The sequence below is a fragment of the Sandarakinorhabdus sp. genome, from assembly GCF_040398665.1.
Lineage (GTDB): Bacteria > Pseudomonadota > Alphaproteobacteria > Sphingomonadales > Sphingomonadaceae > Sandarakinorhabdus.
This window is the reverse complement of record NZ_JBBATQ010000007.1, coordinates 153,761-164,991: the sequence shown is the minus strand read 5'-3', so window position 1 is coordinate 164,991 and position 11,231 is coordinate 153,761. Positions and strand designations below refer to the sequence as shown.

Here is an 11,231-nt window from a genome sequence, read left to right as displayed (position 1 = left end):
GGCCAGCGCTTCATAACCGACCCGCAGACCACGCGCTTGGGCGCGCTCGCCGGCCTCCCACAGATCGGCGATGATGCGCGGCCGATCCGGCAGGGCCAGCGGCGAGCAGTTGGAGCACAGCAGCAGCAAAGGCGCGGCCAGCTCGGCCATCACGTCGAACTTGCGCTCCAGCCGTTCAAAGGCGCGGCTGCGCTGGGCATCGGGCAGGCCCTCCAGATCGCGGAACGGCTGGAACAAGGTGATGGCAAGGCCAAGATCGGCGGCGATCCGCGCCACATCGCGCGGCCGGCCGGGGAAGGTGAGCAGATCGGTTTCGAAAATCTCGACCCCGCCAAAGCCGGCGGCGGCCACCGCCGCGAGTTTCTGTTCGAGGGTGCCGCTGATCGAGACGGTGGCGATCGAGGTCCGCATCGCCGCTGCCCGGTTCAACCGCTTTGCGCAGGCGCGAAGCAGGTGAAGCTGGACTGCATGCGCCGGTGATCGGCGGCATGGCCGGTGAACAGGCTGAACGCCGCCGCCGCCTGGCCGACCGCCATGGCGCTGCCATTGATCACTGTGCAGCCGCGCCGGCGGCTCTGGACGATCAGTTCGGTTTCCAACGGGAAATAGACGATATCAGTCACCCATAGATGTGGCCCCAGCGCGTCGGCCGGCACCGGCAGGCCCGGCAATTTGACCATGCCCATGGGTGTGGCGTTCACCAGGCCATCGGCATTTGCCAACGCCTTGGAAAGATCGCCGCCCACATGGATGTCGCGGCCGGGGAACTGCTGGCGCAAGCGATCGGCCAGCATTTCGGCACGGGATTGCTCGGCGTCGAACAGGCTGAGCGTCGCCACACCATGCAGCATCAGCGCCTGCGCCGTGGCCGCGCCGGCGCCACCGGCGCCGACCTGAACGACGCGGCCGAACGGCCGATCGCCCAGGCCAGTGGCGAGCGCATCGCCAAAGCCGATGATATCGGTGTTGTGGCCCGTGGTGCGGCCATCGCGGAAGACGATGGTGTTGACCGCGCCCACCGCAGCGGCCTGCGGTGACAGCTCATCGAGCAGGCCAAGCACCGTCTGCTTGTAGGGGTAGGTGACGTTGCAACCGGCAGCGCCCAGCGTGCCCAGCGCCGCCAGCAATTGCGGCAACCGCGCCTCCCCCCAGCCGCGGCTGGCGAAGTCGAACAGCATATAGAGCATGCGCAAGCCTTGGGCGCTGGCTTCGCGCTCATGCAGCCACGGCGAGCGCGAGGCACCGATGTCGCGGCCGATCAGCCCAACCAGGAAGGCGGCATTGTCTGCCGATGCCCTGCCTGCATTGTCGATTCCGTCCACGCCTTTTGCCTCGCACTCGCCGCCGTTATCAGAACCGGGTCCGCACGCCGATGCTGACCACCCGCAAGATCGGATTGCCCGCGAACGTGTCATAGCCCTGCGCATTGTTGTAGTAAGGCGGCTTGACGTTGAACAGGTTCTGCGCGTCGATGAAGACTTCGCCATCCTTCATCCAGCCTTCCGGCAAGGTGTAGGCAAGGTGCGCATCGAAGGTGGTATAGGGCTTCACCGGATCGCCGCCGGCACCGGTCGGCACGCCGCCCACCGACACCACCGGATTGATGGCATTGCCGCTGAAGTTCTTGTAGCCGCCGGTGTGATTGATGAACAGATCGGCGGCGAAATCGCCGACCTTCACGCCGACATCGCCACGCAGATCGAGCTTGATCGATGGGAAGGTGCCGTTGAAGCCGGTGGTACCCAGCACGGAAAAGGTCGGGCCGCCGCCGAAGTTCTGATCGAACTTCGTCTTCAGCGACATCGCCGCACCCACGCTGAAGCTGCCCCAATCCATGGAGTGGCTGTAGCGCGCATCGGCATCGATGCCTTGTACCTTCAGGTTGAGCACGTTGCGCTGCCGGAAGTCATAAACATAATGGACAGTGCCCGGAATGGTGGTGGTCAGCGGCCGGTTGCCGACGATCTCCGCAATCTGCGCCGGGGTGGCGCCGGTCGGGAAGACGCGCAGCAACGATTGCAGTCCGGTGATGTTCACCGCCGAACCCGACACCGGAGCCGTCACGCCACCGGAGAATTCATTGTTCCAGAAGGTGGCGGACACGCGCAGGCCCGGCGCGAAGCTGGGGGTGAAATCCACGCCCAGCGCCCAGCTGGTGCCCTTTTGCGCCACCAGATCGTTGTTGCCGCCATTGATCTGCAGGCCCTGGATGGTCGGCGTGCCGATCGTGCAGGTGGTGGTTGTGCACGACACGCCGGGGATGGTGTTCACGCCCGGATAGGCCGCCAAAGGCACGGCCAGGTTGCTCGGGCCGCCGGCCACCGAGGTTTCGGCGGTGGTGCCGCGGCCGTCAGCGCCGAAGCTGGTAAGCGCCGGGGCCACGAAGCTCTTGGACCAGTTGCCGCGCACGCGGATCCCGCGCACCGGCTCCCAGTTCACCGCGATCTTGGGATTGCTGGTCGAACCGAAATCCGAATAATCATCGACGCGGCCGGCCAGGTTGAGGTCCAGCTTGTAGATGCCGGGAATTTCCTGTTCCGGCCCGATGAACGGCAACAGCACTTCGGCATAGGCCGCCTTCACGTTGCGGCGATAATCGAGATTGATCGTTGTCGAACCGCTGCTAGCCGGGCCGGTGCCGTTGGGGAAGGCGGCATTCTGGCGGATGGTATAGCCGATATATTCGCCGCCCACGGCGACCTGTGCGGCACCGCCGGGCAGATCGAACAATTCACCGGCAACCTGCATCCGGTAATTCTGGATGCCCTGCCGCGTGAAGCGATAGGTGGTGGTATCGGTCAGTCGCGCACGCACCGCCGACGACGTGCGGTTGGCCGAACCGGCGTTCCACACATCGAGCGCGTTGGCGGCCGTGAGCGGGAATTGCGTGACGATCACACCGGTGGCCGGCACCGAAATCGTCGCCGGGTTGCCACCCTGGTTGGTGGTGCCATTCAGTGCCAGCAGCGCCGCCGACTGATTGAGGCGGCCGGTGTCGCGCACGAAGCTGCTCGACGTGCCGATCAGGGCGAGGGCGGAAACGGCCCACTTTTCGCTCAGTTCATATTCGGCGCGGGTGTTGACGAAGAAATGCTCTTCGCCCGAATTGATCTCGGCGCCCGGCCCAAGCAACTGATCGCCGGAGAAACGCACTTGCTGGCTGGTGGAGGTCTGGCCTGGCATTGCGACATAGAAGGGGTTGATCTGTCCCGCACCGCCGGTTGGCGAGGCGCCGGGGCCGAACACGGTGGCGAGCACGGCGCCGCCGCCGGTGCCGCCCTGGCCGCGCGACACCTGCTGATTGTTCTTGCGGTTGGAATAGAGGATGTCGCTGCCCAGGGTCAGCTTGTCACCGACCTTCTGTTCAACCTTCATCATCACATTGTGGCGGCGCTCTTCGGGCAACTGATCACCGATCTGGTTGATGTCGCAGAACGCGTTGGCCTGGGCGTTGGACACCGGATTGCCATAGCTGCCGCCGGTGTTGCGGAAGATGTTGGTGGTGCCGCCCGGCTGCACCGAGGCCGGATCGCAGTTGAAGCTGGCGAAATTGGCACGATTCTGGGCGGTGGCGGTGCTGAGGTCGAGCCCGGCATCGGTGGCGCGCTGGCGCTGATCGGCGGCCAGGAACGGCCGGCTGGCGGTCTTCAGGCGCGAACGGTCGGAGAAATTATAGCCTATGGTCACCCAGCCACTGTCCCAACTCGTGCCGGCGACGAAACCGGCCTGATAGGTGCGATAATCATCGCCGAAGCCCAGTTGGCCCGAGGTCTGGATGCCGTCGAACTTGCGGCGGGTGATGAAGTTGATGACCCCGGCCACTGCGTCGGAGCCATAGATTGACGACGCACCTTCGGCGAGCACTTCGACGCGCTCGATCATGGTGACCGGCACCATGTTCGGATCGCCCAGGCTGTGGTTGACGCCCGACAGCGGGATGCGGTGGCCATCAATGATGTTCAACGTGGAGTTGGAGGCCGAGCCGCCAAGGCCGTGGATGGTCGGCGCGTTGGTGCCCGATTGCGACGCCGAGTTGAACGAGCCCTGGCCCGCGGAACCTAGGCCGACCACCGCCGGCACCGAACGCAGGATCTGCTGCACCGTCTGCGCGTTGGTCTTTTCAATGGCTTCAGCGGTAACGCTGATCAAGTTGGAGCCGACCGGCGCAACGCCCTTCAGGCTGGAACCGGTGACGACGATTTCAGCGGCTTCTTCCGGCTCGGCAGCAGCGCCTGCGGCCTGATCGCCACCAGCGACCTGCGCGGCAAGCGGCGCTGCAGAAATGGCCATGGCCAGCGCCAAGACGGAAACATGCGGCAACAGCCGTGCAGACAGCACCATGATATTCTCCCCTGGATCGATTTCTTGTTTATGTACCAACTAGTGCGTGCATAGGCGAAAAGAGCGATAGGCGTCAAGTTCGCCCCGAAGCCGGGTTGCGTCAGTCCAGCGTGACCCGCACAACCGGCCCGACCACAACCACATAGGCCAGCGCACCGACCAGCCCTAGAGCGGCGATATAGGCCAGCGCCGCATAGAAACTGCCCGTGGCATCGACGGTGAAGCCGATCACCAGCGGCGTGACGATGCCGGCCAGATTGGCGCACAGGCTGAACAGGCCGCCGGTGACGCCCACGGCCTCCTTTGGGGCCACATCGGTGATCAGCGTCCAGCCCAGATTCACCATGCCCTGGCCAAAGAAGGCGAGGCTCATGATGGCGATCACCATATCGTTGCTGTCGGTGAAATTGGCGGCGACCATGGTGGAGGTGAGCAGCAAGCCGACAATGATCGGCAGCTTGCGGCCCAGTGTGGCCGATCCGGTGCGGCGAATCAGCCAGTCCGACAGTTGCCCGCCGACCAGAACGCCGACGCTTGCGGCCAGATAGGGCAGGGCGGCGGCCCAGCCGGATTTCAGGAAGTCCATGCCGCGTTCATCCGCCAGATAGCTGGGAAACCAGGTGAGGAAGAACACCAAGGTGGAGTTGCCGCAGAACTGGCCGATGGAGGCGCCCAGCACCTGGCGCTTGCGCATGAGCCGGCCGAGCATCGACCAACTGAACGGCGGCGCGGTGCCGGTGGAAAGCCCGCCGCCGGCGCGGATATGATCGAGTTCGGCTGCATTGGCCTTGCTGTCCAGCGGTTCGCGATAAGCCAAAAACCAGATGCCGGCGAAGACCACGCCGATGCCGCCGACCAGCCAGAACAACGATCGCCAGCCCCAGGTGCCGACGATCCAGCCGAGCACTGGAATCAGCAGGCCCAGCCCGACATATTGCCCAACGGCATAGACGCTGTTGGCGCGCGCGCGTTCGCCTTGCGGGAACCAGCTCGCCAGCACCCGGCTGTTCGCCGGGAAGCACGGCGATTCGGCCAGGCCCAGCGCCAGCCGCGACGCCAGCAGGCCGGCAACGCCGCTGGCAAAGCCGTGCAGCGCGGTGGCGATCGACCACAAGGCCAGCGAGAAGCCATAGGTGAGTTTCGTGCCAAAGCGATCGAGCACATAGCCGCCCGGCACCTGCGCCAGGGCGTAGGTCCAGGAAAAGGCCGAGAAGATCAGGCCCATCACCGCCGGGCTGATGTCCAGCTCGGCGGTCAAGGCCGGTTTGGCGACGCCCAGCACCGAACGATCGAGATAGTTGAGCATGGTGGCGCAACTGATCAGCGCCAATATGCCCATCCGCACCCGGCTGGCGGACGCCGTCATCAGCGCAGTGCCCAGCGGCGCGCGAGTTCACGCACGGCGAGGCCATAGCCGGCCACGCCAAGGCCCGAAATGATGCCGGTGACCACCTGCGTCATGATCGATTTGCTGCGCCATTCCGCCTCGCGGCGGTGGATGTTGGAAATATGCACTTCGATCACCGGGCAATCGACCATCTTCAACGCATCGAGCACCGGATAGGCGGCGTAGGTGAAGGCCGCCGGGTTGATGGCGATGCCGATCTGGCCGCGCCGGGCGGCCTGCACCCATTCCACCATCTCATGTTCGTTGTTGGTCTGCTTGAAGATCAGCGGCAGGTCGCCGGCTGCGGCGCGGCACAGCGCCTCCACATCGGCCAGCGTGTCGCGGCCATAAATCTCGGGTTCCCGCTCGCCGAGCAGGTTGAGATTGGGCCCGTTCAACACATATATTGCTGCTATTGCTGCGGTCATCTGATCATCCCCAAGAGGCCGGCTGTCGCTTTCCCTGTCGCCCAGCGCTGCGGCCGCGGCAAGGGGTTGCGATCTTTCGGCCCGCTGTGTACGAACTGGTACATATAAAAGCGGGGAAGGGTTGGCAATGCGCCAGATGGCACGATTTGTGGCGAGTGCGGCAGCCTGTGGCCTGATCAGCACGCTGGCAGTGGCGCAATCGGCCGCTCCTGCCGCCGGTGATTGGCCAACCTATGGCCGCGACAAGGGCGGCCAGCGCCATTCGCCGTTGACCGACATCACCGCCGCCAACGTTGCCAGCCTGGTGCCGGCCTGGACCTATCACATGCGCCCCGCCTCTGCTGATGCAGCACCGGACGCGACCGCTGTGGTGCAGCGTGCTGCCGAAGGCGTGGGGCCTCCTTCCGGTGCGCCTCCGGGAGGCGGCGCCTTCACCCGGCAGCGCGGCCGCTTTGCCGGATCGCAGGCCACCCCACTGATTGTCGATGGCGTGCTCTATACTACCACGCCCTATGGCAAGGTGGTGGCGCTGGAGCCGGATACGGGCCGCGAGCTCTGGACGGCGACCATCCCTGGCCCCGGCCAGCCGAGCGTGCGCGGTGTGGAATATTGGCCGGGGGACGGCACGGTCGGTGCGCGCCTGTTCTTTGGCACCCGCGATGGTCGCCTGTTTGCATTGGAGGCGCGCACCGGCCAGCCGTCGGCCGAGTTCGGCATCAACGGTGTGGTCGAGATGAAGACCCCGGACGTGCTGAACGGCATGGCGGTGCGCCAATATGGCATGACCTCGCCGCCGATCGTCTGGAACAATCTGGTGATCACTGGCGCTGCCGTGCAGGAATTTCCGCCGCGCGGCGCGGCTGGCGATGTGCGCGCCTGGGATGCCCGCACCGGGAAACTGGTCTGGAGCTTCCACAGCGTGCCGCGCGTCGGTGAACCTTATCGCGACACGTGGGGTCCGGATGGTGCCACGGCGCGGTCGGGCGCGAATGTCTGGGGCTTCCTCACTGTCGATGCGGCGCGCGGCATTGTCTACATGCCGTTTGCCGCGCCCAGTTTTGACCGTTTCGGCGGCGACCGGCCTGGCGACAATCTCTACAGCACCACCCTGGTCGCGGCCGATGCCGCCACCGGCAAGCGACTGTGGCATTATCAGGTGGTGCGCCACGACATCTGGGACAATGATCTACAGGCGCCGCCTTTGCTGTTCGATGTGAAGAAGGGCGGCAAGACCATCCCTGCCGTGGCGATCATGTCGAAGAACAGCCTGGTGTTCATCCTGGATCGCACCACCGGCAAACCGATCTTTGCCGTGAAGGACAAGCCGTTCCCGAAGAGCAATGTGCCCGGCGAAGTCACCGCGGCGACCCAGCCGATCCCGCAGGTCACGCTGCCGCTGTCGCGCACCAGCTTCACCATGGCCGACGTCGCCGATGTGACACCGGAACTGAAGCAGAAATGCACCGACTGGATCACCACCAACAAGATGGTGTCGGGCGGGCTCTATGTGCCGGTCGGCTTCAACGAGGTGACCATCAGCTTCCCCGGCTTGCAGGGCGGCGCCAACTGGGGCGGCGGCACCTTTGCGGCCGATCGAAACTATATCATCGTCAACACGTCGGAACTGGGCCAGGTGACGGCGCTGGTGCCATCGAAAGGCCCGTTGCCGGTCGAACGCGGCCCGGTGAGCGGGCGCTTCCAGTTGCCCGGCACCAAATTGATGTGCCAGCAGCCGCCGTGGGGCAAGCTTTCGGCCATCGACACGCGCACCGGCAAGATCGCCTGGACGGTGCCGCTGGGCCTGACCGACGAACTGCCGGCCGGCAAGCAACTGACCGGGCGGCCCAACATCGGCGGCCCGATCAGCACGGCCAGCGGCCTGACCTTCATCGGCGCCAGCGACGACGGCCGCTTCCGCGCCTTCGACAGCGCGACCGGCAAGATGTTATGGGAATATCGCCTGCCGGCCGCTGCCCACGCCACGCCGGTGACGTATCGTGGCAAGGATGGCCGGCAATATGTGGCGATTACCGCAACCGGCGGCAGTTTTCTGGACAGTCCGTTGGCCAGCGACGTGGTGATGGCGTTCGCATTGCCGAAGTGAGGTTACGGCGCGAAACGCGTTTTTTGATTGAAGCACTTCAACTTCCTCCCCGCAAGGGGGAGGGAGTTGCACGGGTCAACCTGTTCGCAATCCAATCTATGGCGCGAAATTCGTGCCGAGATAGGCCGCGATCGCCTCATATTCGGCGTCGCTGATCTCGGCGCCGCGGCCGATCATCTGGTCGATCGCCTGTTCCCAGGCGCCGCGGTCGCGCCGTTGGCTGACGACGATCGCCAGCGCGTGGCAGGTGCCGCATTTTGCGCCGACGCGTTCGCGGCCCGTCCCGGCCGGCAGCAACGACAGATCGGGCGCGGGCTCTTGCGCCGCCGCGACGCTGATCGCTGCGGCGGTGAGCAAGGGAAGGGCGAGCAGCGCCTTAATCACGCGGTCGGTTCGCCTGCGGCGCACGCAGCGGTGCAGGGGTGGGATTCAGCGCATTCACCAGCGCGGCGCGCGGCCAGTCGATGGGTTTCGATTGCAGATCGAGCCACATCAGCTTGGGCTTGGCGGGATCGAACACCGGCCAGGCGGCATCCGGGGCATCGCCGCGCGCAAAGCGTACCAGCATGTCCGACATCTGCTCGCCCAGGGCCCGGTCGGCCGCCGTCCAATTGCGCGTGGTGCGGAACAGGTTCAAACTGTCCAGCGTCTGGAACCAGTATGGCACATCGCCTGTGTGATAGGCGCCGGCCGTGGCGGCGTCATGATCGGCGAAGCTGATGCCATCGGCATAGGGCTGGCGGCGGGCGAACAGCCAGACATAGGCTGGCGCGCCAGATTTTGCCTGCGCTGTCGCCCAGCGCATCACCTGCTGGCCGAGGCTCATGTCACGCTGCAGATCGTTGGTGGCACGGGTTAGATCCGCATCGCTGGCCGGCGCATAGCCGGCCAGAACCGCATCGGCCTGCGCGCCGAAACGCGCGCGCACCGCGGCTTCATATTCGGCCTTGCTGGTGATGGTGCCAAGGTTGGCATTGCCTTCATCGCGGGTGAAGCCGATCAGCAACGGCACCTTGCTCTGGCCGCCGGCTGCAAAGGTGGCGGCAGCATCGCCGGTGATCACCCGGCCATCGATGATGGTGGCATCGCGCTGGACGCTGGCACTGCCGGCCAGGATGCGGTCGCTGGGCAGGTCGCGCATGGCTTCGATATTGGCGGCGCCCAGCGCCTTCTGCACATTCAGGCCCTGTTGTTCGGCTTCCGCCAGGCCGACCCCGCCGCGCGGACGCCACGGGCTGCCGCTCATGCCCACCACCCGGTGGAACAGGCCCTTGGCCAGCGGCGAGATCTGCAACATCGCCACCGACATCGATCCCGCCGATTGGCCGGCGATGGTGACATTGCCGGGATCGCCGCCAAAGGCCGCGATGTTGCGCTTCACCCACTCCAGCCCGGCAATCTGGTCCATCAGGCCGTAATTGCCGCTGTGGCCGCCGCCTTCGCGGGTGAGCTCCGGATGGGCCAGAAAACCCAACGGCCCGACACGATAGGCAATGTTGACCTGCACGACGCCCTTCTTCGCCAGCTCCGCCCCGGAATAATTGGCCATCGATGTGGAGCCGACATTGAAGGCACCGCCATAGATCCACACCACCACCGGCCAGGCCTTGCCGGCAGGCGGGCTGCCTGGCGGGGTCCAGACGTTGAGATAGAGGCAATCTTCAGAAACGGCTTCGTTGCCGAAATAATGGTTCATGGTGCGGCCGCGACCCGGCTGCGGGCACATTGGCGCTGCCATCGTGGCGGCGCGGGTGCCGGCCCAGCGCGCCGCCGGCTGCGGCGGCTTCCAGCGCAGTTCGCGCACCGGTGGCGCCGCGAACGGCACGCCCATCCAGGCCTTCACGCCGCCGGCGATGGTGGTGCCGGCAATCGTGCCGCTGTCCACGGTCACCTGCTGCGCAGCCGCCGGTGAGGCGCCGAGCAACAGGGCGAGGATGATCCGGGCCAGACCAGTCATTTGCGGCCTCCAAACTGCGCGTGGAAGAAATCGAACGTGGCGTTCACCGCCGTCATGGTCGCGGCATGGGTGGTGGCGGCGTCGCGGCCGATGAAGCTGTGATCGACCGCCGGGATGTAGATGGCGCTCACCGGCACGCCCAGGGCCTTCAGCTTGGTTTCTGCCAGATGGGATTGTTCAACCGGCACGGTGCGATCATCGTTGCCGTGGATCAGCAGGAACGGCGGGCTCTGCCGGCTGAAGTAGGTGGCCGGGCTGGCGTTGGCGACCCGATCGGGCGGGCAGGTGGCGGGGGTGCAGCGCAATAGCTGGTTTTCCGCCGCTGGCGCACCGGGTTGGGCCTGACGGGCCAAAATCGGCGCGAAATCGAACACGCCATACCAGATGGCGGCGGCCTGCACGCAGGTATCGCCCGCCGGAAATGCCGGCTGGCCGGGGCGCGTGGCAGGATCAGAGCTGGTATCCTGGCAACTGGTGGCCGCGAGCGCCGCGAGATGCCCGCCCGCCGAGCCGCCCCAGAGGGCGATGCGCTGCGGATTGATGCCATAGCGCGCAGCATTGGCCTTCAGGAAGCGGATCGCCGCTCGCACATCCTGCAATTGCGCCGGATGCGGGGCTTCACCGGCCAGGCGATATTCCAGGCTGGCGACCACAAAGCCCTCGCCGGCCAGTTTCGCCAGCGCCGCCGGGAAATCCTGGATGGCCCCGGCCGCCCGCGTATTGCCGGCCACCCAGCCGCCGCCGTGGACATAGATGATCAGCGGCTTCGGGCCAGCGCCGGGCTTGTGATAGAGATCGAGCGTGACCGGGCGATAGCCGACCGGCGTGGAGAAGGGCACATCGGCCAGCGCGGTGATGCCACCGGGAAAGGTCAGGGCGCGATCGGGCATGGCATCGCCCAGCGCCGGGCCGGCGCCGGCCGTAGCCAGATCGCGCGGCATACTCGGCTGCTGGGCCGAAACCTGCCCCGATGCCAGAGGCGCCCCGGCAAGGGCCAGCAGGGCACACATCAGC

Annotated in this window: 9 protein-coding genes; 1 reads left to right on the top strand and 8 read right to left on the bottom strand. The window is 65.9% G+C overall.

The window, feature by feature from the left end:
* The 5 genes from ABWP22_RS10910 to ABWP22_RS10890 form a co-directional block, all read right to left on the bottom strand.
* Positions 1-411 (bottom strand): TIM barrel protein (locus ABWP22_RS10910; protein ID WP_353199999.1); only part of this gene is annotated, 411 nt, incomplete at its 3' end.
* Positions 412-425: 14 nt separating this feature from the next.
* Positions 426-1,322, bottom strand: coding sequence for a shikimate dehydrogenase (locus tag ABWP22_RS10905; RefSeq protein WP_353199998.1), 897 nt, complete (start codon positions 1,320-1,322; stop codon positions 426-428).
* A 28-nt stretch (positions 1,323-1,350) separates the two neighbouring features.
* Positions 1,351-4,341: a TonB-dependent receptor domain-containing protein gene (locus tag ABWP22_RS10900; protein WP_353199997.1), complete on the bottom strand. Its 2,991-nt coding sequence runs from the start codon at positions 4,339-4,341 to the stop codon at positions 1,351-1,353.
* A 100-nt stretch (positions 4,342-4,441) separates the two neighbouring features.
* A complete protein-coding gene (locus ABWP22_RS10895) occupies positions 4,442-5,707 on the bottom strand; it encodes an MFS transporter (protein ID WP_353199996.1) in 1,266 nt (421 codons plus the stop codon).
* On the bottom strand, positions 5,707-6,156 hold the full coding sequence (locus ABWP22_RS10890) for a type II 3-dehydroquinate dehydratase (RefSeq protein WP_353199995.1): 450 nt from the start codon (positions 6,154-6,156) through the stop codon (positions 5,707-5,709). The genes ABWP22_RS10895 and ABWP22_RS10890 overlap by 1 nt, the downstream gene beginning before the upstream one ends.
* Before the next feature lie 136 nt (positions 6,157-6,292).
* Between ABWP22_RS10890 and ABWP22_RS10885 the strand changes: the two genes are divergently transcribed.
* Positions 6,293-8,260 (top strand): pyrroloquinoline quinone-dependent dehydrogenase, encoded by a 1,968-nt coding sequence (locus ABWP22_RS10885; RefSeq protein WP_353199994.1) that lies wholly within the window; start codon positions 6,293-6,295, stop codon positions 8,258-8,260.
* A 96-nt stretch (positions 8,261-8,356) separates the two neighbouring features.
* Here ABWP22_RS10885 and ABWP22_RS10880 read toward each other — a convergent pair whose 3' ends face one another.
* The 3 genes from ABWP22_RS10880 to ABWP22_RS10870 are packed head-to-tail and all read right to left on the bottom strand — an operon-like array spanning position 8,357 to position 11,158.
* Positions 8,357-8,644, bottom strand: coding sequence for a c-type cytochrome (locus ABWP22_RS10880; RefSeq protein WP_353199993.1), 288 nt, complete (start codon positions 8,642-8,644; stop codon positions 8,357-8,359).
* Positions 8,637-10,217: a carboxylesterase/lipase family protein gene (locus tag ABWP22_RS10875; RefSeq protein WP_353199992.1), complete on the bottom strand. Its 1,581-nt coding sequence runs from the start codon at positions 10,215-10,217 to the stop codon at positions 8,637-8,639. Before ABWP22_RS10875 ends, ABWP22_RS10880 begins: the two co-directional genes overlap by 8 nt.
* Positions 10,214-11,158 (bottom strand): alpha/beta hydrolase fold domain-containing protein, encoded by a 945-nt coding sequence (locus ABWP22_RS10870; RefSeq protein ID WP_353199991.1) that lies wholly within the window; start codon positions 11,156-11,158, stop codon positions 10,214-10,216. Before ABWP22_RS10870 ends, ABWP22_RS10875 begins: the two co-directional genes overlap by 4 nt.
* Between the last annotated feature and the right edge of the window lie 73 nt (positions 11,159-11,231).